Source organism: Nocardiopsis tropica (genome assembly GCF_042660575.1).
GTDB classification, from domain to species: Bacteria; Actinomycetota; Actinomycetes; order Streptosporangiales; family Streptosporangiaceae; genus Nocardiopsis; species Nocardiopsis tropica.
This window is the reverse complement of the sequence record NZ_JBHSUF010000001.1, coordinates 115,788-139,806: the sequence shown is the minus strand read 5'-3', so window position 1 is coordinate 139,806 and position 24,019 is coordinate 115,788. Positions and strand designations below refer to the sequence as shown.

The window sequence follows — 24,019 nt, the reverse complement described above, 5'->3', positions numbered from 1 at the left end:
GGCCCCGACGGCGCGGGGTGCCGGTGAGTCCACCGGCTGAGAGCACACCCGTCGAACCTGCCCTAGTTCGTACTAGCGAAGGAACGCCCATGAGCGCGTACAACATCGTGTCCATCGCCGGCAGCGACCCCAGCGGGGGCGCCGGGATCCAGGCGGACCTCAAGGCCTTCTCCGCACACGGCGCCTTCGGCATGACCGTGGTCGCGGCCCTCACCGCCCAGTCCACGCGCGGCGTCACCGGGGTCCACCCGATCCCCGCCGATTTCGTCGCCCACCAGATGGACACCCTCTTCTCCGACGCCACGGTGCACGCGGTCAAGGTCGGCATGCTCGGCACGGCCGAGGTCACCGAGGCCGTCGCCGAGGCGATCGGGCGCCACGGACTGCCCCACGTGGTGGTGGACCCGGTGATGGTGGCCAAGAGCGGCGACCGCCTGCTGGAGCCCTCCGCCGTCGACGCGCTGCGCACCCGGCTGCTGCCCCGGGCGGACCTGGTCACGCCGAACCTGCCCGAGGCGGCCGACCTGCTGGACGAGCCGGAGGCGGCCGACCTGGCGACGATGCACGAGCAGGCCCTCCGGCTGCTGGAGTTCGGCCCGCGCGCGGTCCTGCTCAAGGGAGGCCACCTGGCCGGAGAGGACTGCGTCGACATCCTCGTGGCCAAGGGCTCCGCCCCGGTCGAGTTCCGCTCGCCGAGGGTCCGCACCCGCAACACGCACGGCACGGGGTGCACCCTGTCCTCCTCGATCGCGGCCCTGCTTCCGCAGCGGCCGGACACGGCCTCCGCCGTGGGCGACGCCAAGGCCTACCTGACCGAGGCGCTCCGGCGGGCGGACGAGATCGACGCCGGAGGCGGGCAGGGGCCCGTGCACCACTTCCACGCCTGGTGGAAGTAGGGCCCGCCGACCGGGGGGCGGCACCGACGCCCTCCCCCGCGGGACCGGGCCCGGCGGAGCGGCGCGTCCGCCTCCGCCGGGCCCGGCCGCGTTCGCGGCGGCCGGGGGCGCGGCGGGCCGCCGGTCGTGCCGCTACCCCCGTACGGGCTCCATGACCGCGTCCGGGTCCCGCCAGTCCGGGTGGGCGAAGAACTTCCTCGTCTCCGCGACGACCACCGGGGACAGCAGGAGCAGCCCGATCAGGTTGGGCAGGGCCATGAGGCCGTTGGCGATGTCGCTGAACAGCCACACCGCGTCGATCTGCGCCGTGGCGCCGACGTAGACGACCGCGATGAACAGCAGCCGGTAGGGCACGACGAGCGAGCGCCCCGCCAGGTACACGACGCACCTCTCGCCGTAGTAGGCCCAGCCGAGGATGGTCGTGTAGGCGAAGACCACCACCGCGCAGGCGACGAACACGGGCCCCAGGCCCGCCAGGTCCGGGCTGATCCGGCCGAGGCCGGCCTCCATCGCGGAGGTGGTGAGCAGGACCCCCTTGTCGCTGCCCTCCACCCCCGCGGCGTCGGGGTCCTGCCACACCCCGGTCGTGATGATCATCATCGCGGTCAGGGTCAGCATGATCACGGTGTCGACGAAGGTCTGCGTCATCGCGACGAGGGCCTGGCGGACCGGCTGGTCGGTCCTGGCCGCGGCGGCGGCGATGGCGCCGGTGCCCATGCCGGACTCGTTCGAGAAGATGCCGCGGGAGACGCCCTGGCGGATGACGTACATCAGGGTGGCGCCCGCGAACCCGCCCGCCGCGGAGGTGCCGGTGAAGGCGTCGCCGAGGACCAGTGCGAAGGCGGGGCCGATCCGGTCGTGGTGCACCGCCAGGACCAGCAGGTTCATGAGGACGAAGCCGATGATCATGAACGGGACCACGGCGGAGGCGACCCGGCCGATCCCCTTGATGCCGCCGAGGACGACCACGGCGGTCAGCAGCATCAGGACCACGCCGACGGCCCGCTGGTCGGCGCCGGTGGCGTCGTTGACCGCCTCGGCCACGGCGTTGGTCTGGGTGCCGTTGCCGATGCCGAAGGCGGCCACCGCCCCGAAGACAGCGAACGAGCAGCCGAGGAGGACGCCGAGCCCTCCGGGGAGGCCCCGGCGCAGGTAGTACATCGGGCCGCCGGCCTGCTCGCCCCTCTCGTCCGTGACCCTGTACTTCACCCCGAGCAGGGCCTCGCTGTACTTGGTGGCCATGCCCAGGACGCCGGTGACCCACATCCAGAAGAGGGCTCCCGGTCCGCCGAGTCCGATGGCCAGGCCCACCCCGGCGATGTTGCCGACGCCGGTCGTCGCGGCCAGGGCGGTGTTGAGGGCCTGGAAGTGCGAGATGTCGCCCCTGAGGTCCTCGCCGACCTCCTCCCGCCGGACGAGGGCGAGCCACAGGGCGTGGGCGAGCCGGGTGAACTGGAGCGCCCGCAGCCGGATCGTCAGGTAGACCCCGGTGACCAGCAGCAGCGGGAGGAGGACGAGCGGACCCCAGACGATGCCGCTCAGTACTCCGGCCATGTCGAGCAGCAGGTCCACGGGGGTCTCCGTCTCGGTGCGCGCGTCGGCCCGGCGCCACCGGCACGGCGAGGCGGGGTCCGGCGGTCCGGGGGGTCGTGCCGACGGTAGTGGACACCGCGCGGTGTCGCCGGGAAATCGCGGCAACACGCGGCGGAGCCGTGTCCCCCGCTCCCCGGGGCCTCCTCACCGGGGGCCGGGGGACGCCCGCCCTCCGCAGGCGCGTGTGGGCGGGCAGCGGTCAGGAGTCGTCCTTGTGGGAGAGGGCGAGCCTGCTCAACACCTCGGCGGCCCGGACCGGGTCGGCGCCCCGGCCCACGGCGATGCCGAGCAGGTAGGTGGTGAGCGGGGCGGCGGGGCGGGCCACCGAGTGGGCGGCGTCCTTGGCGAGGTCGAGGACGCGGTCGACGTCCTCCTTGCCCAGGGGCTCCGTACCGGTCAGTTCCAGTTCACGGCGGACGGCTTCCGCCCATTCGACGAGGGTCACCGGGCGACTCCTAGGAGAGGGATGGCGGTCACGTCAGGCGATCATAGCCACCCGGGTGTCACCGGGCGGCCACAGGCGCGCGCGGGCGGGTCACCGTCCGATCGCCCGACCCACGCCTGCTCTTCGGGAGGGGTTCCCCCCGTGCCGGACCGCGGTTCATCCGGCGGTCCTAGTGTCGGCACCAGCCTTCCCCCGGCGTTGGGAGCCCCCGCATGCCACCGACCGAGCCCTCTCAGCCGCTTCGCGTGGCGATCGTGACGGAGTCCTTCCTCCCCCAGGTCAACGGGGTGACCAACTCCGTGTGCCGGGTCGCCGACCTGCTCGCCTCGCGCGGGCACCGGGCCCTCGTCCTGGCTCCCGGCCCCGGACCGTCCTCCTACGCGGGCTTCCCCGTGGTCCGCATGCCCTCGCTCCCCCTCCCCTTCTACCGGGACTTCCCCGTGGGCCTTCCCGCCCGGCGCACGATGACCGCGGCCGTCCGCGCCTTCGCCCCCGACGTGCTGCACCTGGCCTCGCCCGCCCTGCTCGGGTCCGCGGCGGTGGAGACCGCCCGCCGCTGGGCCCTCCCGACGGTGGCGGTGTTCCAGACCGACCTCTCCGGCTTCGCGGCGCGCTACGGCCTGCCCGGCGGCGACGGCGTCTGGTCCCTGCTCAAGCGCACGCACTCCGCCGTCGACCGCACGCTCGTCCCCTCCTCGGCCGCCATGGAGGCGCTGTCCGGGCGCGGGTTCCCCCGGCTGGACCTGTGGCGGCGCGGTGTCGACGCCCACCGGTTCTCCCCCGCCCACCGCGACGACGGCCTGCGCCGCAGGCTCGCGCCGAACGGCGAGACCGTCGTGGGCTACGTGGGAAGGCTGGCCCGGGACAAGCGGGTCGACCTGCTCGCCCACGTGGCCCGCCTGCGCAACATCAGGCTGGTCGTGGTCGGGGACGGCCCCGAGCGCTCCCGCCTGCGCCGCCGCCTGCCCGACGCCGTCTTCACCGGGCAGCGCACGGGCTCCGAGCTGTCCCGGCTGTACGCGTCGATGGACGTGTTCGTCCACACGGGGGCCGACGAGACGTTCTGCCAGGCCGTCCAGGAGGCGCTGGCCTCGGGGGTGCCGGTGGTCGCCCCCGCCGCGGGCGGGCCGCTGGACCTGGTCGTCCCCGAGCACAACGGGCTCCTGTTCGCGCCGGACTCGGTCCGCGAGCTGCGCGTGGCGGTCGGGCGCCTGGCCCACAACAGGGCCGTGCGGGAGAGGATGGCCGGGCGGGCCCGCGCCTCGGTGGAGCACCGCAGCTGGGAGGCGGTCGGCGACCAGCTCATCGGCCACTACCGTGCGGTGATCGCGCCCAGCCGCGAGCTGGCGGCGCGGGGGACCGACACCGCGCGGTCCGCCTGAGCGCTTCCGGTCGGCGGGACGGCCGCGGGCGGGGGTCGGAGCGGCCCGTCGCCGGACAGGGCTCCGGCCTCCCCCGGAAGGAGCGTCCGGGGGAGGCCGGAAGAGTGTGCGCCCGCCCCGCCCCCTTCCACGGGGCGGACGCCGGGATGGTCTAGCCGACGGTCTGGGCGGTGGCCCGGGCCCGCGTGACGACGGCGCCGGGAGCGGCGTCGAGCAGCATGGCGAGGACCTCGTCGAGCCTGTCCAGGTGGGCGCGGATCCAGGGCAGGGCCAGCGGGTCCGTGGCCGCGAGCGCGGTGTAGCGGCGCTCCTCGGACTCCCCGTAGAGGAGGCTGGTGGCGACCCTCATGCGCAGGGCCCCGGCCCCCTCGCCGAATTCGAGGGCGGGCAGGACGCCCATGCCGAAGCGGTCCAGGAGCAGCCCGGTCAGCGCCGGTCCGGTGGTCACGCCGTGCAGGGCGGCCAGTCTCCCGCGGACCGGCTCGAAGTCGGGGTAGAGGTAGAACGCGGCGCGCGGGGCGGCGACGGTCGCGCCGGCGCGTTCGAAGGCCCCGGCGACCGCGCGGGCCACGATGCCGTGCAGGCGGCTGCTGCGGTCGATGTGGTCGACGAGTTCGGCGGGCTCGGTGAAGGCGTGGGAGGCGGCCTCCTGGACGGGGGCGGCGGGGCTGGACCAGATCTCGCTGGCCACGCCCAGCAGCCCGCCGCGCAGCCGGTGGCCGGCCTCGGAGTCGGGAAGGCGCAGCACGCCGATCCGCCATCCGCCCAGGGCGAGGTTCTTGCTCAGGCCGGTGGAGATGACGGTGCGCTCGGGCGCGTACTCGGCGGGGCTGTGGATCTCGACGGGGTCCTCGCCCGGGCCCGCCGGATGCACCAGGTCCCGGTAGATCTCGTCGGAGATGATCAGCAGGTCGAGCTCGCGCGCCACCTCGGAGAGCCTGCGGACGGTGTCGGCGTCGGCCACGGTCCCGGTGGGGTTGTCCGGCAGGGTGACGACGACGGCGTTGACCGTCCGCCCCTCCTCGCGGGCGGCGGTCACCGCGGCGTGCAGGAGGTCGGGCTGCGGCACGCCGCCCTGGCCGGTGGCCGTGGGGACCAGGATCGGCCGCTGGCCGACCAGGCGGCTCTGCGCGGCGTAGCTGACCCAGCTGGGCGCGGCGATCGCGGTGTCGCCGCCGATCTCCAGCAGGAGGCTGTACAGGAGCGGCTTGCTGCCGGGGCCGGCGATGACCAGGCCGGGGTCGGTGGGCAGTCCGCGGCGTTCCCAGTAGCCCGCCGCGGCCTCCCGCAGGGCCGCCGACCCTGCGACGGGACCGTAGGCGTTGGCGCCGTTGCCGGCGGAGAGCCGGTCGCGCATGACCGGGTGGACCGGGAGCCCGGCCTCGCCGAAGCCGAGCGGCAGAACGCGCACCCCCTGGCGCCGCTTCTCGGCGAGGGCTTCGTTGACGGCAAGGGTGGCGGACACAGTGACGGTCATGGACGACTCATCTCCGGCTCATCGTTCGGCGCTCGACCGCGCCTCGGTGCGGCGGTCTGTCATGCCTCACCCTGCCCCGCTCCGGTCATCAGTACAAGCGAGTCTTTTCGATGCTGAGCGTAAGATGTCCTTATGCTCGATCTCCGACGCCTGCACGTCCTCCGCGAGTTCAGCGTCCGGGGCACCATCGCGGCCACCGCGAGCGCCCTCGGCTACACGCCTTCCGCGGTCTCCCAGCAGCTGGCCAGACTGGAGCAGGAGACGGGTGTCGCGCTCCTGGACCGCTCCCCCAAGGGCGCCGAGCTGACCGACGCCGGACGGCTGCTCGTGACCCAGGCGGAGGAGATCCTGGCCCTGGTGGAGGCGACCGAGTCGGTGCTCGCGGAGCAGGCGGACGTCGCCCTCGGCATGGTGACCGTCACGGCGTTCCCGACCGCCGCTGTAGCGTTCGCCCCCCTGCTCGCCCCGCCGCTGCGGCGGCACGAGGGGATGCAGCTCGTCCTCCGGCAGACCCTGCTGTCGACCGGGCCCCAGAAGGTGCGGTCGCGGGAGGTGGACATCGCCCTGGTCGACGACTGGTCGGGGCAGCACCCCGGCCGGGGCCCCGACGGCGGGCTGCGCCACATCCACCTGCTGCGCGACCCCCTGGTGCTGGCGGTGCCGGAGGACCACAGGCTGGCGGACCCGGCCGAGCCGGCGACACTGGACCGCCTGCTCGGCGAGTCGTGGATCGTGGCTCCGCAGACCGAGCGATCGCGCTACGGAACGGACCGGCTCCTGGCCGAGGTGGGCGGACTTCCCGCCACCACCTGGGAGTTCGAGGGCCTGGGGACCATCCTGAGCCTGGTGTCCCGGGGCATCGGGATCGCCGCCGTCCCGGCCCTGGCGATGGTGGGCTCCCCCGCGGGACTGGTCTGCCGGCGGCTCCCCGCGTCGGCTCCGGAGCGGCACGTGTACGCGGTGGTGCGCCCCGCCTCGCTGCGCAGGCCCGCGGTGCAGGTGACGCTGGCGGCGCTGCGCGAGGCCGCCCGGCAGGTCGAGCGGGAGCTCGCGGAGGTCGCGGACCTGTAGTCCGCTCCCCGGGACCGCGTCAGCCGGCGCCGGGCCGCCCGTGGACCGTCCTCCGCGAGGGGTACCGCTCGTCGCCCACGGGATCCCCCTCCGGGTTCCAGCTCCAGGAGACGGCCGGGGTGACGCGCGGGAACACGCCGGGACCGATCATGCCCGTCCGCTCGAACGGCTGCTCCGCGCGGCCGTAGAGCCGGATGCCCCGCGCGACGAACGGTTCGGGGACACCAGGTCGTCCACGACCGGCGCCGCCCTGCCCGGCCCGTCGCCGAGGTCGCGGAACCTCCGGGTCCGGGTGACGGACGCCGCGCCCCCGATCCAGACGTGCGCGCCGTCGAACTCGAACGCCGCCGGGACGACGTCGGGCTGCCCTCCGGGACCGACGGTCGCCAGGCGCGCGAGCGGTCGGGAGCGGATGTGGTCGGTCCCGGCTTCGGTGAACGACGCGGGCTCTCGACCTCCGGGCCCCTCGGCGGGGCCGTCGCGCGGACAGGACGGGGACGGGGACGGGACACGGGCCGCGCCGGCCCAGGGCCCGGGGCGCTCCACAACGGCGTGTGGCCCGGCCCTCCCGGGCCGGACCACACGTCGGTCGGATCGCGTTCGGCACCCCCCCCGGGGCTGCGACGCCTCGCACCGGTTCACTCGCCGCCGTCCCTGCCGCGGCTCCTGTCGATCCTGCGCCGCAGTCTGCGGCAGACGTGGAGCGCGCGGTCGCGGTCGTCCCGGGCGTTCCACCATCGCGCGTAGGCTTCCAGTCTGCGTTGTCTCAGCGCCTCCAGTTCGGCCTCCATCCGGGTCACCCTGTGCTCCAGGTCGATCCGCTCGCGCTCGAACGACGACATGTCGCGCTCATGGAACCCCGCCTCCCTCTCGGCGTCGGCGAGCCGAGCGGAGAGGGCCTCGGCGGCGTTCCCGCCGCGGGCGGTCCGGCTGCGGCCGGCCTGTCCACTGATGCCTTGGAACCACACAGTGTCTGGTGTTTCCCGAAGGGCCCCAACATCACCGTTCGCCACGCAAAGAATACGGAAAGTGGCAAAAGGTTCAAGTTTCCCTTTTTGGACATACCGCCCAATTGACTCACACCGCGACCGGGCGCGCGGAGAACTCCCTCTCCGCCCTCAGCGGTACGGGGGTGGCCCCCTGGAGACGCACGTAGACCGACTCGAAGCGCTCCAGCGACCGGTGGTGGTCGTGCCGCAGGGCGATCTCGCGGCTGGCCTCGCCCAGGGAGCGGCGGGTCCGCTCGCTCCCGAGGACCGAGAGCAGCCGGTCCGCCAGGCTCTCCGGGTCGCCCGGCGGGAAGAGGAACCCGTTGCGCCCCACCTCCACCAGGTGCGGCAGCGCCATCGCGTCGGCGGCGACCACCGGCAGGCCGGTGGACATCGCCTCCAGCGTGGCGATGCTCTGGAGCTCGGCCACGCCCGCTATCGCGAACGCGTCACCCGCCGCGTACACCAGCGGAAGGTCCTCGTCGGGGACGAACCCCAGGAAGAACACCCGGTCCGCCACCCCCAGCTCCGCCGCCAGGGCCCGCAGCTCCTGCTCGCGCGCCCCGATCCCCGCCAGCGCCAGCTGGGCGTCCCTCTCCGGAAGGATCCGCGCCAGCGCCCGGATCGTGTCGTCGATCCTCTTCTCCGCGTCGAGCCGCCCCACGAACACGACCGTGTCCCGGTCCGGAAGGCCGAACCTGGCCCTCGCCGCCGACCGGTCCCGCGGCCGGGGGTGGAAGCGCTCCAGGTCGATCCCGCACGAGACGGCCTCGACCTCCCGGGCGAACCCCTTCTCCCTGAGGAGTCCGGCCGCGCGGGGCGTCGGCGTCGTCACGTGGTCGGCCTCCCCCGCCGCCCGGACCATGTTCTTCCACGCCAGCGCCCCCACCGCCGACTGCATCGACCGGGGCACCCGGGCGTGCGCGTACAGGTTGTCCGGCATGAAGTGGTTGGTCAGGACCACCGGGATGCCCTCGGCCCGGCCGCGGTGCATCGCCGACCGGCTGAGGGTGAAGTGGCTCTGCGCGTGCACGACGTCCGGGTCGAAGCGCCGCAGGAGCCTGGTGATGTGCCCGCCCATGCCCAGGGGGACCGCGGCCCGCATACTGGGCTGGAAGGGCAGGCGCGCGGAGCGCAGGCGGTGCTCGGTGACCGCCCCGTCGACCGTCACGTAGGGGTCGCCCACCTCGGAGGGGCACACCACGTGGACCCGGTGCCCGCGGCCCGCGAGCCCCTCGGCGAGGCGGTGGGCGAAGTACCCGGCGCCGTTGACGTCGGGCGGGTACGTGTCGGTGGCGATCAGGACACGCAGCGGGCGGCTGGGCTCGGCCATGGTGGGTCTCCTTCGTTCAACGTGTACGGGTACGGACCGTCGTCCCCGAGTGCCTCCGGCCGTCCGGGGCCTCGGGGTTGCGGTGGCGCGCCTGCGCCAGCGCGATGGTGCCCGCGATCGCCAGCACGCTGAAGGCCAGCGCTCCGATCCGGGCCACGGGGGTCTCCGGCGCGCCCTCCCCCAGGAGGACGGCGCCTATCGCCACGCCGACGACCGGGTCGGTGATCAGGAGGGTCGCGTAGGCGGCGGAGAAGTGTCCCGTGCGGTAGGCGTTCTGCATCAGCAGGGCGCCGAAGACCGCCGTGACCACGGCGAGCAGGGTCAGCCAGCTGACGAGCCGGGTCCAGTCGTCGACCGCGTTCGCGGTGACCACCCGGGCCAGGCCGGAGGTGGTCCCCAGGGCCGCGCCGCCCGCGAGGGCGAGGAGCAGGGCCCTGACACCGCTTTTCATCCAGTGCGCGGTCAGGTAGACGAGGAGGCCCGCGCCGACCGCGGTCCCGGCGAGCACGAGGGCCGTGGAGGTCGGCAGGACGGGGACGTCGGAACCGTGCGGGAAGAGGAGGAGGACCCCGGTGAGGCCCACCATCACCGCGACCCCGGCGACGACCTGGGACATCCCGACCCTCTGGCGGTTGAACACCGCCGACAGGACGATCGCGAACAGCAGGCCGATCACGCCCAGCGGCTGGATGACGGTCAGCGGCGCCCCGCTGAGGGCGATGAGGTGGAGGCTCGACCCGAGGACCGCGGCGGCGCTGCCGATCAGCCAGCGGGGCTGGCGGAGCAGGTGCAGCAGGAACCCGGCGCGGGCGACCTGCCGGCCGGGGGCCCGGACGGCGTCGCGCTCCTGGAGGGCGGAGCCGAGCGCGAGGCTGAACGCCCCCGTGACGGCGATGAGGACGGGCCAGAACATCACCTGGACCACCCGCCGCGCTCAACGGGTGTCCCCCGCCTCTCCGTCATCGCCGCATCCCCTGACGCTCGGTCCCGGCCCGGATCGTGGAACACCGGGCATGACCAGAACAGTACGAACGGGAGGGGTGTCCTGGCGATAAAGCCAACCCCCCTCCGTCGGTAGTGCCCACCCCACTGCGCGACGGGTCCTTGCACGCGCTGTGCCTCTTCTGCGACGGTTTTCGGCGCCTTCGTACCGCCTCGCCTGTTTCTACGTCTCCCGCAAAACACGGAGTGTTAAGAGCCATGCAGGGTCAAGACTGGGTATGGGGCAGGCGCGAACAGCCCTCCCAGGAGGACCGATTGACGCCGGGGGTGTGTTCGGGAGAGGCCCCGTGGCACTATGTCCGTGATTGGTCTAGACCGGATAGGAGCAGTTCGCCGTGCCCGACACCCCAGCCTCATCCCCGACCCCCCTCCCCGTGATCCCCCGCCCCTCCCGGACGGAGTCCGGTGGGCCGGGGGGCCTCACCCTCACCGCCGCGACCAGGGTCTCCGCCGACGCCGAAGCCCGGGGCACGCTCACGTGGCTCCAACGTGAACTCGGCGCGGCCACCGGCCTCCCCCTCGCCACCGGCGACGAGGACAGCGCGCAGATCCGCCTCAGCGTCGACGCCCGGGCCGGTCTGGGAAGGGAGGGCTACCGGCTGATCGTGGACGACGAGGGCGCCATCATCGTCGGCAACGACCCCGCCGGGGTGTTCTACGGAGCGCAGACCCTGCGCCAGCTCCTTCCGCCCGACGCCTTCCGCAGCGCCCCCCTGGGCGGCGCCGTGTGGACCCTGCCGGCCGTGAGCGTCACCGACGCCCCGCGCTTCCGGTGGCGCGGCGCGATGCTGGACATCGCCCGCCACTTCTCCCCCAAGCGGGAGATCCTGCGGTTCATCGACCTCCTGGCGATGCACAAGCTCAACGTCCTGCACCTGCACCTGACCGACGACCAGGGCTGGCGGATCGAGATCCGCCGCTACCCGCGGCTCACCGAGGCCGGCTCCTGGCGGACCGAGAGCCAGCTGGGCGCGGGCAAGCCGCCCGAGTTCGACGGCCGCCCCCACGGCGGCTTCCTGACCCAGGACGACATCCGCGAGATCGTCGCCTACGCGGACGCCCGCCACGTCGCGGTCGTCCCCGAGATCGACGTGCCCGGCCACTCCCAGGCGGCCATCCACGCCTACCCGGAGCTGGGGGAGAGCGGCCTGATCCCGGTCGGTACCCAGTGGGGCGTCTTCGACGAGGTCCTCGCGGTGACCGACAACGTGCTGGAGTTCTACAAGAACGTCTTCGACGAACTCCTCGAACTGTTCCCGAGCACCTACATCCACGTGGGCGGCGACGAGTGCCCCAAGACCCAGTGGAAGAACAGCGCGTCCGCGCAGAAGCGGATCAAGGACGAGGGGCTGGCCGACGAGGACGAGTTGCAGAGCTGGTTCATCCGCCAGTTGGACGACCACCTGACGGCGCGCGGACGGCGGCTGCTCGGCTGGGACGAGATCCTGGAGGGCGGGCTGGCCCCGGGCGCGACCGTGATGTCGTGGCGGGGCGAGGAGGGCGGCATCGCCGCCGCCCGCGCCGGGCACGACGTGATCATGAGTCCCACCGCCACCTCCTACCTCGACTACAAGCAGTCCGAGTCCGAGGACGAGCCGATCCGGGTGGGGACGCTGCTGCGGATCGAGGACGTCTACACCGCCGGGACGGTCCCCCCCGGCCTCACCGAGGAGGAGGCCGCCCATGTGCTCGGCGCGCAGGTGAACGTGTGGGTGGAGCACATCGACACGCCGCGCAGGCTCGACTACATGGTGTTCCCCCGGCTGTCGGCCTTCGCCGAGAAGGTGTGGTCGGCGGGTGAGCGCGACTACGCCGAGTTCGAGCCCCGGCTGGAGCGGCACCTGGAGCGGCTGGACGCCGTCGGGGTGGAGTACCGGCCGCTGGACGGGCCGCGGCCCTGGCACACCCGCCCCGGGGTTCGCGGCTGGGGGGAGTAGCTCCCCGCCGGGCCCGGCCGCCGACGCCGCGCGCGTCCCTGCGGTCGTCGGCCCCGGCCTCCGTCCGCCACACGGCGGACGGAGGCCGGGTGCCGGTCAGAAGTAGGTGGCGACCGCGTCCACGACGGTGTCGGCGTCGTCCACCACCGGGATGACGTGCCAGCGGTCGAACGCGGTGCACGGGTGCGAGATGCCGAACGAGAGCAGGTCCCCGGGACGGACGCCCAGTTCCGGCGGGACCCGCAGGTAGGCGTGGTGGTCGTTGAGGTCGGTGATCTCGACGCCCTCCGCCGCCTCCGCTCCCCCGTCCGCGCGGCGCAGCAGGCGCGGGACGGGGAACCCCTGGTCGTAGTTGGCCTCCCGGCGCCCCAGTGCGGCGATCGCCAGCCCCCTCTCCGGCGTCGAGGTCACCTGGGCCCACAGCTCCAGGGCGCCCGCGAGGGCCCCGGGCCCCTCTGGGAGGCGGTTGTAGGGGGTCGTCCTCCTGTACAGGCCGTCGTCGTGGGCGACGTAGGCCCCGCTGCGGAGGACGGGGATGTACTCGGTCCGGCCTCCCATCTCCTCCGCGACCAGGTCGAACCACGCGCTGCCGCCCACCGAGACGATCGGCTGGCCCACCCCGAGCGCGTCCGTGAGGGCGGCGGCGTCGCCGGAGAGGTCCCGGAGGAACCCCCGGACCGCGTCCGCGTCGCCCAGCGGCCCCTCGTAGCCGGCGACGCCCGCCAGGGCCAGCCCCGGCGCCTCCTCGACCGCGCGCGCGACGGCGAGGACCTCCTCGCGGGTGCGGCAGCCGGTCCGGCCGCCCGGCACCCCGCGCTCCACCAGGATCCGGAGGGGGCGCCCGCCCTCCCGGCCGGCGACGGAGCGGGCGGCTGCCGCGACCCCCTCGGCCGAGTCGGCGTAGAACAGGAACTCGAAGCCGGGATCGGCCGCGGCCTCGTCCGCCGCCCAGCGCAGGACCTTCCCGTCGAACAGCTGGTTGGCGAGCAGGATGCGGCGGACCCCGAACCGCCTGAGGTCCAGGACCTGGTTGGCGGTGGCGGCGGTGACGCCCCACGCGCCCGCGTCCAGCTGGCGCTGGATGAGGGCGGGTGCCATGGAGGTCTTGCCGTGCGGTGCGAACAGCAGCCCGCCCTCGCGGGTGAAGTCGGCGAGCGCGGTGATGTTGCGGTCCAGCGCGGAGGCTCTCAGGACCATCAGCGGCCAGGTGAAGGGACCCGTGAACAGGTTGTCGCGGCGGGCCGCGAACTCCTCCAGGGTGAGGGGCCCGCCCGGCCACCACAGCCCCTTGGTCCGCCAGTCGACGTGTTCCTGGGGGATGGTCAGCCGGTCGCTCACGTCGCCTCCTGCGCCAGTGCCGCGCGCCGGGGGCGACCCGTCGGGTCGCCCCCGGCGCGCGGGTTCGGTGTGGTCCGGACCGATCATGCCATCGGCGGCGGCGCGGCCACCAGGGTCAGTAGCGGACGAGTGCCGGCGCCGGTGTGGCGGCCCTGTCGATGGCGTCGCGCCCTCCGTTGAAGTCGGCGATCGCCCGCTGCCCCGTGTCGGGGAAGTCGGTGATGAAGCCGTCGACGCCGAGGCCGAGGACGTGGTCCATGCGCTGTCTGTCGTTGATGGTGTAGGGCATGATCTCCAGGCCCGCGTCCTGGACCCGCCGGACGTAGGCGGCGTCGATGGTGGTGTGGTTGGGGTTGATCATGTGGGCCCAGGTGAACTCGCCGATGCGCGCCTCGGGCACCCGTCCCAGGAGCGCGTGCGGGACGGACGGCAGCAGGGACTTGGAGCGGCGGACCGAGTCCCAGTCGAAGCTCTGCACGATGAGCTTGCGGGGTTCCCAGGCCGGGTTGTGCTCCAGCCAGGTCCGGCGCCCGGCCAGCTCCTCGGCGACCGCCCGCTCGATGCCGGGGTAGAGCGCCGGTTCCTTGACCTCCAGGAAGAGGTTGAGGTCCAGCCGCTCCAGCCGGTCGAGCGCCTCGTCGAAGGTCGGGATCCGCTCCCCGGTGAAGGAGGGCGCGAACCACGACCCCGCGTCGAGCCTCTTGATCTCCCTCAGGGTGAAGTCGCCGACGAGGTACGGGCTCCGGTCCGGGAAGACCGACTCGACGTTGGTGGTCCGGGCCAGCGTGGTGTCGTGCAGGAGCACGATGTGGTTGTCCGCCGTGCGCTGGATGTCGATCTCGACCGTCTCCGCCCCCAGCTCGTCGGCCGCGTCGAGTGCGGCGAGCGTGTTCTCCGGGGCGTGACCGGCGGCTCCCCTGTGGGAGACGGCGATCAGAGGACGTGTGGGGGATGCGTGCTGGACCTCGACGACGCTCCGGCTGCCCGTCCCCGCGGGGTCGAGGGCCGGTGCTGCGGGCGAGGCGCTGGCACTGACTGCAACGAAGAGTGAAACGGCTCCGACGACGATCCCGATGCGGTGCACCGGACCTCCCAGGTGAGCGTGAACAGGCCGACTGCTTCCTCAGGGTGAGCGCGCATGGTGACGGGGCGGTGACCGTGTGCAGAGCATTCGGTGATCCGCGGCCCATCATCTGGTGGTGAAGTGGCACCCAACACCACGTCTCACCCAGTGCATCCCTTTGATTACTTCATGTGTCATTTTTGACCACAGGGTCCCCCCATAACTACCCAGAGTCCTGAGATCATCACCTTCAGTAGTCGATTGGAAGGAACTCTCATGCGCAAGCACCACACGGGGTGGGTCGCGCTGTTCGGCGCCGCCGCCATCGCGACGTCGGGGCTGGTCGGTGTCCCCGCCGCGTCCGCGGACGCGAGGGACGGAGGAGGCCTGAGCTGGCCGCTGGTCAGACAGGGGACGTCCTCGTACAGCCTCGACGGCTTCGAGATCGCCTACCTGCCCCCGGGGCTGGAGCGGTACGGGATCCACGCGTCCTCCACCACCGACCGGCAGGGCGTCCGCCAGTCGCAGATCTCCTGGGTCCAGGGACCCGACCAGCTGTACGGCCGGGTCTCGGTGATCCGCTCGGAGCGGGTGCAGGAACTCGACGACCTCCGCGAGAGCCGCTACACCCACCTGGCCGACAAGGGCCTGGAGCGGCTCGCGGCTGGCGAGGGCTTCGGGCGCGAGGCCTACCTGTCGGAGTCCACGGGCGACCTGTTCTGGCTGGAGCGGCCGGGCGTCGCCGTCACCACCCACCTCCAGCCGGAGCGGTGGGACCGCGGTGAACTGCTCGAGATGGCCGGATCCGTGACCGAGGAGTCCGGTTCGCCGGAGGCGCCGACGGCGGGGGTCCCCGAGGCTCCCGCCGAGGAGCAGCCGCAGGAGGCGCCGGCGGCGGAGGCTCCCGCCGAAGAGGCCCCCGCGGAGGAGGCTCCCGCCGAGGAGGCCGCACAGCAGGTCGAACCCGCGGTAGGGGATCCCGCCGAACAGGCGCCCGCGACGGAAGCCGGGAACTCCGGGGAGGCGGTGGCCCCCGCCGAGGAGGCTCCGGCGGACGACGCGGTGGAGGCCGCCCCGGTCGCGAACCCCGGCGCTCCGCAGGCGCCCGGGTCCGAGGAGGCCCCGGTCGGGGGAGCCCAGGAGGCTGTCGGCCAGGAGCCCGCCGGGAGCTCGGACGAGACCCCGGATGAGCCCCCGGCGCAGACGCCCGCCGACACTCCCGTGGCGGCCGAACTGCCCGAGGGCGCCGAGGCCCGCCGGGTCGAGGAGTGCGTCCTCGACCGGTTCGTGGACTTCGGGTCCGGCGCGACCGAACCGGCCGGCGCCCGGCTGCCCCTGGCCGAAGGGGAGTTCGTGGAACAGGCCCTGACCAAGGACCAGCTCACCGCGGAGGACCGCGACCGGCTGCTCGCCACCGTCTGGAACCACGGCGAGGAGGACGCCAAGACCGGTGCCGTCGACCACTGCGCCGGGGAGCTCCGCCTGGATCCCGTCCAGGTGGAGGGCGTGATCGGCGCGGTCGTGGAGAGGGTCGGCGACCTCCTCCAGGAGCCCGCCCAGGAGGCGGCCCCGGCCGTGGAGCAGGTGTCGGACGGGGGCGGCGCCCAGGAGGGCGCCGCCGCGGACACGGGCGCCGAGCCCGTCGACCCCGTCGACGCCCAGGAGTGGGAGGAGATGTGGGCCTCGCTGCCCTGGAAGTTCGAGGCCGGCAGCGCCTGACCACGGCCGTCCCGGGGCGGCCCGGACCGGCCGGAGGGCCGACCGGGACCGCCCCGGGATGAGCGGGGCCAGGGCGGGGCGGAGCGGTCGGCGCCCGGCGCCGGACGGGTGCCGGGCAGCACGGTGCGGACGCCCCCTGGGGACCCCCTACGTCAAGTCAACCCGGGGCCGGTGCGATGCACGAGCCCCGGGTTCCTTCTGTGGACGACGCGGGGAGGAGGACCGCGGACCGGTGGACGGTCCCTCCCCGACCCCCTCGGGCGGGAACATCCCATGATGTACCGTCACCTCCATGTCGGCGGCCGGGCGACCACGGCCGACCGCCCCGTCACCGCCCCCGTCCGGGGCTCCCCGGCCCAGGACACCGATGGCGACCGCCATCCCCCACCCCCGAGGAAGGGCCCGCTCAGATGCCCGGTTTCACCACACGTCCCCAGCTCCGCGGCGATTTCGGCATGGTCGCCTCCACCCACTGGCTGGCCAGCGCCACCGGCATGTCCCTGCTCGAACGCGGGGGCAACGCCTTCGACGCCGTCGTCGCCGCGGGTTTCACCCTCCAGGTCGTCGAGCCCCACCTCAACGGCCCCGGCGGCGAGGTCCCCGTCGTCTTCCAGGCGGCGGGCGCGCAACCCCGCGTGCTGTGCGGACAGGGCGTGGCGCCGGCCGCGGCGACCATCGAGGCCTACGGGGGCATGGACCGCATCCCGGGCAGCGGCGTGCTCGCCGCCACCGTGCCCGGCGCCTTCGACGCCTGGATGCTGCTCCTGCGCGACCACGGCACGATGACCGTCCGCGACGTCCTCGACCACGCCATCGGGCTGGCCGAGCGCGGCTACCCCGTCCTGGACCGGATCGCCGCGGCCGTCACCGCCCTGCGCCCCGTCTTCTCCCGGCACTGGGCGGGTTCGGCCGCCGTCTACCTCCCCCACGGAACGGCGCCCGCGCCCGGCTCCCGGCTGCGCAACCCCGCACTGGCGGCCACCTACCGCCGGATCGTCGCCGAGGCCGAGGGGGTCGGCGGCGACCGCGAGGAGCAGATCGAGGCGGCGCGCAGGGCCTGGTCGCAGGGCTTCGTCGCCGGGGCGGTCGGCGAGTTCCTGGCCTCTCCCGTCCCCAGCGGCACGGGCGAGCCCCAGCGCGCCCTGCTCACCGCCCAGGACATGGCCGACTGGAGCGCCTCCTACGAGGATCCGGTCGGCGTCGCCTACGGGGCCCACACCGTGCACAAGACCGGCCCGTGGGGCCAGGGCCCCACCATGCTCCAGCAGTTCCGGCTGGCGGAGGCCCTGGGCACCGGCCACGACGTCCGCGACGGGATCAGCGCCGACTTCGTCCACCGGGTGGCCGAGGCGGCCAAGCTCGCCTTCGCCGACCGCGAGGCCTGGTACGGCGACCCGGACTTCACCGACGTCCCCCTCAAGGAGCTGCTCGGCTCCGACTACACCGCCGGGCGCGCCGCCCTGGTCGACGACGCCCGCGCCAGCATGGAGCAGCGGCCCGGCCGCGTCGGCGCCCGCTCCCCGTTCGAGCCTCCCCTGTACGTGCCCGGCCGGACCCCCGGCGACCGCACGACCGGGGAGCCGACCGTACGCGACGCGGCCCTCTCCAACCCCGCGGACCTGCGCGGCGACACCTGCCACGTGGACGTCGTGGACTCCTTCGGCAACATGGTCTCGGCCACCCCCAGCGGCGGCTGGCTCAGCAGCTCCCCCGTCATCCCCGACCTCGGCTTCCCGCTCGGCAGCAGGGCCCAGATGTTCTGGCTCGACCCCGACTCCCCCAACGCCCTGGCCCCGCGCAAGCGCCCCCGCACCACCCTGTCCCCGACCCTGGTCACCAGGGAGGACGGGCAGGCCGTGCTGGCGATCGGCACGCCGGGCGGCGACCAGCAGGACCAGTGGACGTTCACCGCGCTGCTGCGCATCCTCAACGGGGTGGACGACCTCCAGGAGGCGCTGGACACTCCCATGTTCCACACCAACGCCTTCCCGAGCTCGTTCCACCCGCGCGAGACGGTCCCGGGGGACCTGGTCGTGGAGCCCGGCGTCGGCGAGGACACGATCGCGGACCTGGTGGCACGCGGGCACCGGGTGCAGGTCGCGCAGCCGTGGTCACTGGGGCGGCTGGCGGCCGTGGCACGCGACCCCGACACCGGCGAGCTGCGCGCGGCCGCCGACGCCCGCGCGTCGCAGGGGTACGCGGCGGGCCGCTGACACGGAGGGGGACACCGGGCGGCGGCCCACGGGACGGCGCCGGCCGCGATGTGGTCCGGGTGCGGATTGAGAGCGCTTGCCTGCCTTGATCTGGCCTCTTGCCAAATCGTCCGGTCACTGCTTATGTAGACCTGTGCAGCGGATCCCCGGGAACTCCCGGAGTGCCCTCCGCCGCAACTCGGAACCATTGAATACGGGGTTCGCGCGCTGTCTCCCCCTCCCTCAGCGACGGCCCTGTTCCCCCTCCTGACCGAGGCCTGCCTTCCCCTCCCGGCTGGGTTTTTCGGACAAGGAGAAAAGAGTGGGCCGTGGTGCCGCCGGCGCGGTGGCACCACGGCCCACTCCTGCTTTTCCCGGCGTGCCGCATTTCCCTCGCACCCGAGGGATTTCCCCGCCCGGGCCGATACCGGACGGGGAAATCCCGGGAATCACGCGTTGACGCGCACCGCGCCGGCGTAGTTCTGGGTCCGCACCGGCGTGACGCGCACGTCGAGGCCGGTCCGCGGGGCCTCCAGCATCATGCCCTCGCCGAGGTAGATGGCGACGTGCGAGATGTAGTCCGGCGCCGTGGGGTCGGACCGCCAGAACAGCAGGTCGCCGCGCTGGAGGTCCTCGTACTCCACGCGCTCGCCGGCGTTCCACTGGTCGTGGGTCACCCGGGGGATGCTCACCCCCGCCTCGCGGAACGCCCACTGGAGCAGCCCCGAGCAGTCGAACCCGACGTCGGGGGTGGTGCCGCCCCAGACGTAGGGGACGCCGAGCTGGGTCTCGGCGTTCGCGATGACCTGCTCGATCACCGTCGAGGGCACGGCGTCGCCGTCGACGAGGGGTTCGGGGGCGTCCGCGACGAGCTGGAGCGAGGCGTCCTCCCCGAGGGCCTCCCCCAGGGCTTCGTGCAGGTCCCACAGGTCGGCTTCGGGCGCCGAGACCACCAGGGCGTTGCCCTCGGGCATGCCGAGTTCGGCGGCGCGCTCCCGCGACACGAGCGCGTCGATGCCCGCGATGCCGGAGGTGGCGTGCGTCCACACCTCCACGGGGATCTCGCCCCGCCCGCCCGCGACGGTGACCTCGCTGCCGACCTCCAGTCCGCGTTCGGTGCCGACGTCCCTGGAGAGGGCTATACGGCCCTCGGCCACGCCCTGCCAGACCTCGTCGGACTCGGCGGAGGGCTCGGGCGCGTGGTTGCGGAAGCTGGAGGGGGAGACGCCGAGGACCGAGGTGGGCTCGCCGTCGATCTCGACGCGGGCCGCGTCGACCGACAGGGCGGCCTCCACGCCCTCGACGGCGCGGACGGCGGCGACGGCCTCGCGTGGCAGCTCGCGCGGGGAGACGGCGAAGTACTCGACGCTGCGCGCCTCGCGGAAGGGGGCCACGTAGGCGTCGCGTTCGAGATCGGCGACGTCGGCGACGTCGGGGGGCCGGGGGTCGGCCCCGCGGTCCTGTCGGGGGTCGGTGCCGCTGGGGGCGTTGAGGGAGAGTTGCTCGCTGACGGGGGGACGGTCCTCGACCACCGGGTCCGCCCAGGCAGGGCTGGCTCCGAGGGCGGTGAAGGCGACCGCGAACGCGACCGTGGTACCCGTACACGTTCTGAAACGGCTCCGCACGGGGAGATCTCACCTTTCTGTGAGCCACCCGGGGTGTGGGGGACCCCTGAGGCGCACGGGCTGTCTTTCCTTGCCGATGGTTACCGCGTCCAAGAATGGGCGCACCAGGACGAGTTTGCAAGAAGCCCACGCCGTCCGGTGGTGGACGCCCAGGTCCCGGCCTCGCGGGCATCCTAGAGGTGCGCGTAGTTGTCCGTGACGACCGTCGCGAGGGGAAAGCGTACGGGGGTCTCCCCGAAGAGCGTCGTCCGGGTCTGCGCCTCCGCGTCGGCGACCGCGCGCACCGCCTCGTCCGCCAGTTCGGCGGGCACGTGCAGGACGACCTCGTCGTGGACGAAGAAGACGATGCCGCCGCCCTCCGGCATGTCCGGCAGGCGCCGGCGCAGCGCGGCGAGCAGCACCAGCGCCCATTCCGCCGCGGTGGCCTGGACGACGAAGTTGCGGGTGAAGCGGCCGTGGGCCCGTCTGCGGCGGTCGCCGCCGGGGCCCGAGACGGCGGCGGCCCAGTCGTCCGGGGCGGGCGAGGTCCGGCCCAGCCAGGAGCGGACCACTCCGCCGCCCTCCCCCGTGCGCGCGGCGGAGTCGACGTGGTCGAGGGCGCGCGGGTAGAGGCGGCGCATGGTGGCCAGCAGGGGCGCGGCGTCGCCGGAGGTCTGGCCGTACATGGCGGAGAGCATGCCGATCTTGGCCCGTTCGCGGTCTCCGCCCACGTGCACGGCGAGGCGGGCGTAGAGGTCCTCCTCCGCGGCGGCCGCGGCGAGCGCGTCGTCCCCGGAGACGGCGGCGAGCACGCGCGGTTCGAGCTGCCCGGCGTCGGCGCGGACGAGCACCCAGCCGGGGTCGGACCGGACGGCCCCCCGCACCGACTTGGGGATCTGCAGGGCGCCGCCGCCCCGGGTGGCCCAGCGGCCGGACACGACGCCGCCGACCACGTAGTCGGGGCGGAAGCGGCCGAGCCGTTCGCCCCGGGGGCCGGGGCGTTCGCCGACCCAGGTCTCCAGCCAGGCCCAGCCGTTGGCCGAGTGCAGCCGGGAGAGCTCCTTGTAGCGCAGCAGCAGGGGCACGACGGGGTGGTCGACCTGCTCCAGCACCCAGGACCGGGTGGACTCCACGGGGTGGCCGATCCACGCCATGGCCTTGAGGACCTGGGCCGGCGAGTCGGGGTTGACCTCGCGGCCGACGGCGTCGCCGATGCGGGCGGCGAGGTCGGCCAGTACGGGCGGGCGCCGCCCGGCCGGAGGGCGGGGCCCGAGGATGTCGGTGAGGATCCGGTCGTGGACGTCGGGCCGCCAGGGCAGGCCGTCGTGGCTCATCTCCGTGGCGGCGAGCCCTCCCGCGGACTCCACGGCCGTGAGCAGGCGCATCCGCCCGGGGTCGGGGAGGTCGGCGATACGGCGCAGCTGGTCGCCGTGCACCTCGACCAGGGCGGCGAGGCGGTCGGTGCCGGGGGGCAGGGTGGAGCGGTCGGCCTCGAAGAGCGCGGGCTGGGCCGCGGCGCCCTCGCCGAGCGGCCGGACCGGATCGGCGGGGACGGGCAGCCCGTGCAGCCTGGCCCACGCCGCGCCGAGGGAGTGCGCCTCACGGTGGCGCACCTGGTGGCCGAGGAGGAGTGCCTCGGTCAGGGCCGCGTCGTGGCAGCGGGAGACCCGGACGCCCGCCCTGACCAGGTCGGGGTAGACGTCCTCCCCGGCCGACCACACCCACCGGGGCGGCTCGGGCCCCGCGTGCTCGGCGGCGCGGACGGCGGCGGCGAGGTCGGCCACACGCCGGACGGGTCCGGGGACGGCGTCCAGTTCCTGGAGCCAGCCGCCGCCCTCGCCGTCGGCGACCACTGCGATCCGCATGCTCCCATTCTGGCCGCGACCGCCGACATTCGGCCGCCTCCGGCACGGACGCCGTGTCGGCCTCCCCTCCCAGGGGAGGGGCCACCGCCGCGCCTCCGGCACGGGACCGCCGGGTCCGGGGCCGCCCGTGCCGCACCGGTACGGCCCCGGCCGTACCGCTAGCGGCCTCCGTGCCCGGCCCGGACGACGTTGGCCAGGGGCTCCCCCGCGGCCCAGCGGGAGAGCTGGGCGTCCATGAAGGTCCGGGCGCGGGGGTAGAACGCGGCGGAGCCGCCCGCGACGTGCGGGGTGACGAACACCCCCGGCGCGTCCCACAGGGGGTGTTCCACCGGCAGGGGCTCGGGGTCGGTGACGTCGAGGGCGGCGCGCACCCGGCCGTTCTCCGCCAGCAGGGCACGGGTGTCCAGGACGGGGCCCCTCCCCACGTTGACCACGAGCGCGTCGTCGCGCAGCAGGGCGAACTCGGCCGCGCCGAACAGGCCGCGGGTGGCCTCGGTGAGCGGGGTGACCAGCACGACGACGTCGACGTCCGGCAGCAGGGCGTGCAGCTCTCCGGCCCCGTGCACGCCCTCGTCGGGGCGCGCCCGGCCGGCCACGCGCACGACCTCGGTCTCGAAGGGGAGGAGCCTCTGCTCGACGGCCCTGCCGATGCTGCCGTAGCCGACGATCATCACGCGCGAGTCGGCGAGGGAGCGCAGCGGGACGGACTCCCACCGGTGGTCCCTCTGCGCGACCGCCCACCTGGGCAGGTCGCGCTGGGCGGCCAGGATCAGGGCGAGGGTGTGCTCGGCGGTGCTGGCGTCGTGCAGGCCGCGCCCGTTGCACAGGGTCACGTGGTCGGGGACCAGGGGCAGGACGTGCTCGTAGCCCGCCGAGAGGAGCTGGACCACCTCCAGCGAGGGCATCCGCGAGATCACGTCGAGCCGCTCGTCGACGCCCTGGGAGGAGGGGGTGTAGGGCACCTGGTAGAAGGCGACCCCGTCGAGCCCGGCCTCGGGGACGCGTCCTCCGGCGTAGACGTCCACCGTCAGGGAGGCCGGGGCACCCTCCCTGTTCTGTTCCCACTGCACCAGTGCTCGGCCGCCCATGTCGCCGCATCCTCTCCCTCGGTCCGTGTCACCGGCCACCCTAGTGTCCCGGGTCGGCCGAAGTCCGATGGTGGGACGAATCACACGTCCACCGACCCCTCTCCCCCGCCGTCACGGGGGGCGGCGCGCGGGCCGAACGGGCGGAGGGGACGCCGGACCCTCCGGGCTCACGGGCGTGCGCCGCGCGCCAGTTCGTAGCAGGCGATGGCCGCGGCCGCGGTGACGTTGAGGGAGTCGACGTCGCGGTCGGCCATCGGGATGTGCACCCGTGCGGTGGCGCGCTCCAGCCAGCGCGCGGACAGCCCGTCGCCCTCGGTCCCCAGCAGCAGGCCGACCCTGTCGCCGGGGGCGAGGGCGGCCATGGCGTCCCGGATCGGCAGGGACCCCTCCCCCGGGGTGAGGGCCATGAGGTGGAACCCGGCCCCGCGCAGGGTGTCCAGGCCGCCGTGCCAGTCGTCCATGCGGGTGTGGGGGAGGGTGAAGACCGCGCCCATGGACACCTTGACCGACCGCCGGTACAGGGGGTCGGCGCAGCGGGGCGCGAGGACGACGGCGTCCACCCCCAGGCCAGCGGCGCTGCGGAAGATCGCGCCGACGTTGGTGTGGTCCACCAGGTCCTCGAGCACGACGATGCTGCGGGCGTCCCGCAGGACCTCGTCGAGCGGGGGCAGCGCCCTGCGGTGGAAGGCCGCCAGCGCGCCCCGGTGCAGGTCGAACCCCACGAGGCGCTCCGCGGTCTCCTCGGTGACGACGTACAGGGGGGCGCCGGAGCCGGCGACCACGTCGTCGAGGGCCTCGGCCCGGCGCTCGGTGAGCAGGAAGCTGCGGGGCCGGAACCCGGCCGCGGCGGCCCTGCGGATCACCTTGTCGCCCTCGGCCATGAAGAGGCCGTGCTCGGCCTCCAGGTGGCGGCGCAGGTTCACGTCCCGCAGGCGGGTGTAGTCGGCCAGGCGCGGGTCCCCGGGGTCACTGACCTTGATGACGTCCATGGGACGGGATTATCCCCTGCTCCGGGACGCGGGTCC

18 protein-coding genes and 1 riboswitch are annotated in these 24,019 nt (G+C 74.2%); of the genes, 6 read left to right on the top strand and 12 right to left on the bottom strand.

Going from position 1 to position 24,019, the window contains the following annotated elements:
* The first annotated feature begins 3 nt into the window (after positions 1–3).
* Positions 4–101: riboswitch (TPP riboswitch) on the top strand.
* Entirely contained in the window at positions 90–896 is an 807-nt protein-coding gene (thiD, locus tag ACFQBR_RS00610) for a bifunctional hydroxymethylpyrimidine kinase/phosphomethylpyrimidine kinase (RefSeq protein ID WP_344179397.1), read from the top strand. It overlaps the preceding riboswitch by 12 nt.
* Positions 897–1,028: 132 nt before the next feature.
* On the opposite strand, the gene ACFQBR_RS00605 is transcribed toward thiD, so the two are convergent.
* Both ACFQBR_RS00605 and ACFQBR_RS00600 read right to left on the bottom strand, forming a co-directional pair.
* A complete protein-coding gene (locus tag ACFQBR_RS00605; RefSeq protein ID WP_344179399.1) occupies positions 1,029–2,468 on the bottom strand; it encodes an alanine/glycine:cation symporter family protein in 1,440 nt (479 codons plus the stop codon).
* A gap of 220 nt (positions 2,469–2,688) precedes the next feature.
* Positions 2,689–2,934: a DUF6457 domain-containing protein gene (locus tag ACFQBR_RS00600; protein WP_267946080.1), complete on the bottom strand. Its 246-nt coding sequence runs from the start codon at positions 2,932–2,934 to the stop codon at positions 2,689–2,691.
* A gap of 212 nt (positions 2,935–3,146) precedes the next feature.
* Here ACFQBR_RS00600 and ACFQBR_RS00595 point away from each other — a divergent pair, with 212 nt between their 5' ends.
* Positions 3,147–4,316, top strand: a complete 1,170-nt coding sequence (locus ACFQBR_RS00595; protein ID WP_344179402.1) for a glycosyltransferase family 4 protein — start codon at positions 3,147–3,149, stop codon at positions 4,314–4,316.
* A 151-nt stretch (positions 4,317–4,467) separates the two neighbouring features.
* Here the strand turns inward: ACFQBR_RS00595 and ACFQBR_RS00590 are convergent, their stop codons facing one another.
* Positions 4,468–5,793 carry a pyridoxal phosphate-dependent aminotransferase gene (locus ACFQBR_RS00590; protein WP_267946082.1) on the bottom strand — a complete coding sequence of 442 codons (1,326 nt, stop codon included), beginning with the start codon at positions 5,791–5,793 and terminating at the stop codon, positions 4,468–4,470.
* Positions 5,794–5,925: 132 nt separating this feature from the next.
* Between ACFQBR_RS00590 and ACFQBR_RS00585 the strand changes: the two genes are divergently transcribed.
* The gene (locus tag ACFQBR_RS00585) at positions 5,926–6,864 is read left to right on the top strand and encodes a LysR family transcriptional regulator (protein ID WP_267946083.1); all 939 of its coding nucleotides are present in this window, start codon (positions 5,926–5,928) and stop codon (positions 6,862–6,864) included.
* Positions 6,865–7,502: 638 nt separating this feature from the next.
* Here ACFQBR_RS00585 and ACFQBR_RS00575 read toward each other — a convergent pair.
* The 3 genes from ACFQBR_RS00575 to ACFQBR_RS00565 form a co-directional block, all read right to left on the bottom strand.
* Positions 7,503–7,832 (bottom strand): hypothetical protein, encoded by a 330-nt coding sequence (locus ACFQBR_RS00575; RefSeq protein WP_267946085.1) that lies wholly within the window; start codon positions 7,830–7,832, stop codon positions 7,503–7,505.
* A gap of 109 nt (positions 7,833–7,941) precedes the next feature.
* The gene (locus ACFQBR_RS00570; RefSeq protein ID WP_344179405.1) at positions 7,942–9,186 is read right to left on the bottom strand and encodes a glycosyltransferase; all 1,245 of its coding nucleotides are present in this window, start codon (positions 9,184–9,186) and stop codon (positions 7,942–7,944) included.
* 16 nt (positions 9,187–9,202) lie between these two features.
* A complete protein-coding gene (locus ACFQBR_RS00565; RefSeq protein ID WP_344179407.1) occupies positions 9,203–10,099 on the bottom strand; it encodes a DMT family transporter in 897 nt (298 codons plus the stop codon).
* A gap of 463 nt (positions 10,100–10,562) precedes the next feature.
* Between ACFQBR_RS00565 and ACFQBR_RS00560 the strand changes: the two genes are divergently transcribed.
* Positions 10,563–12,125 (top strand): beta-N-acetylhexosaminidase, encoded by a 1,563-nt coding sequence (locus tag ACFQBR_RS00560; protein WP_378551904.1) that lies wholly within the window; start codon positions 10,563–10,565, stop codon positions 12,123–12,125.
* Between the two features lie 96 nt (positions 12,126–12,221).
* Here ACFQBR_RS00560 and ACFQBR_RS00555 read toward each other — a convergent pair whose 3' ends face one another.
* Entirely contained in the window at positions 12,222–13,463 is a 1,242-nt protein-coding gene (locus ACFQBR_RS00555) for an alanine racemase (protein ID WP_344179411.1), read from the bottom strand.
* Positions 13,464–13,578: 115 nt separating this feature from the next.
* Positions 13,579–14,547, bottom strand: coding sequence for a glycerophosphodiester phosphodiesterase (locus ACFQBR_RS00550; protein WP_267946089.1), 969 nt, complete (start codon positions 14,545–14,547; stop codon positions 13,579–13,581).
* 255 nt (positions 14,548–14,802) lie between these two features.
* On the opposite strand from ACFQBR_RS00550, the gene ACFQBR_RS00545 reads away from it, so the two are divergent.
* The gene (locus ACFQBR_RS00545) at positions 14,803–16,245 is read left to right on the top strand and encodes a hypothetical protein (RefSeq protein ID WP_344179413.1); all 1,443 of its coding nucleotides are present in this window, start codon (positions 14,803–14,805) and stop codon (positions 16,243–16,245) included.
* Between the two features lie 410 nt (positions 16,246–16,655).
* Positions 16,656–18,458: a gamma-glutamyltransferase family protein gene (locus tag ACFQBR_RS00540; RefSeq protein WP_344179415.1), complete on the top strand. Its 1,803-nt coding sequence runs from the start codon at positions 16,656–16,658 to the stop codon at positions 18,456–18,458.
* Between the two features lie 428 nt (positions 18,459–18,886).
* On the opposite strand, the gene ACFQBR_RS00535 is transcribed toward ACFQBR_RS00540, so the two are convergent.
* The 4 genes from ACFQBR_RS00535 to ACFQBR_RS00520 all read right to left on the bottom strand — a co-directional run bounded on the left by ACFQBR_RS00535 (position 18,887) and on the right by ACFQBR_RS00520 (position 23,983).
* On the bottom strand, positions 18,887–20,062 hold the full coding sequence (locus ACFQBR_RS00535) for a C40 family peptidase (protein WP_344179417.1): 1,176 nt from the start codon (positions 20,060–20,062) through the stop codon (positions 18,887–18,889).
* Positions 20,063–20,235: 173 nt separating this feature from the next.
* Positions 20,236–21,906, bottom strand: a complete 1,671-nt coding sequence (locus tag ACFQBR_RS00530; RefSeq protein ID WP_344179418.1) for a bifunctional 3'-5' exonuclease/DNA polymerase — start codon at positions 21,904–21,906, stop codon at positions 20,236–20,238.
* Positions 21,907–22,064: 158 nt separating this feature from the next.
* Positions 22,065–22,994, bottom strand: a complete 930-nt coding sequence (locus ACFQBR_RS00525) for a 2-hydroxyacid dehydrogenase (protein WP_344179420.1) — start codon at positions 22,992–22,994, stop codon at positions 22,065–22,067.
* A 167-nt stretch (positions 22,995–23,161) separates the two neighbouring features.
* Entirely contained in the window at positions 23,162–23,983 is an 822-nt protein-coding gene (locus ACFQBR_RS00520; protein ID WP_267946095.1) for a TrmH family RNA methyltransferase, read from the bottom strand.
* Positions 23,984–24,019 lie beyond the last annotated feature (36 nt).

Bases quoted from the DNA above. Each gene is read 5' to 3' on its own strand.
- thiD (WP_344179397.1), top strand. From the start codon at position 90: ATGAGCGCGTACAACATCGTGTCCATCGCCGGCAGCGACCCCAGCGGG.
- ACFQBR_RS00595 (WP_344179402.1), top strand. From the start codon at position 3,147: ATGCCACCGACCGAGCCCTCTCAGCCGCTTCGCGTGGCGATCGTGACG.
- ACFQBR_RS00590 (WP_267946082.1), bottom strand. From the start codon at position 5,793: ATGACCGTCACTGTGTCCGCCACCCTTGCCGTCAACGAAGCCCTCGCC.
- ACFQBR_RS00585 (WP_267946083.1), top strand. From the start codon at position 5,926: ATGCTCGATCTCCGACGCCTGCACGTCCTCCGCGAGTTCAGCGTCCGG.
- ACFQBR_RS00570 (WP_344179405.1), bottom strand. From the start codon at position 9,186: ATGGCCGAGCCCAGCCGCCCGCTGCGTGTCCTGATCGCCACCGACACG.
- ACFQBR_RS00565 (WP_344179407.1), bottom strand. From the start codon at position 10,099: ATGTTCTGGCCCGTCCTCATCGCCGTCACGGGGGCGTTCAGCCTCGCG.
- ACFQBR_RS00545 (WP_344179413.1), top strand. From the start codon at position 14,803: ATGCGCAAGCACCACACGGGGTGGGTCGCGCTGTTCGGCGCCGCCGCC.
- ACFQBR_RS00540 (WP_344179415.1), top strand. From the start codon at position 16,656: ATGCCCGGTTTCACCACACGTCCCCAGCTCCGCGGCGATTTCGGCATG.
- ACFQBR_RS00530 (WP_344179418.1), bottom strand. From the start codon at position 21,906: ATGCGGATCGCAGTGGTCGCCGACGGCGAGGGCGGCGGCTGGCTCCAG.
- ACFQBR_RS00525 (WP_344179420.1), bottom strand. From the start codon at position 22,994: ATGGGCGGCCGAGCACTGGTGCAGTGGGAACAGAACAGGGAGGGTGCC.
- ACFQBR_RS00520 (WP_267946095.1), bottom strand. From the start codon at position 23,983: ATGGACGTCATCAAGGTCAGTGACCCCGGGGACCCGCGCCTGGCCGAC.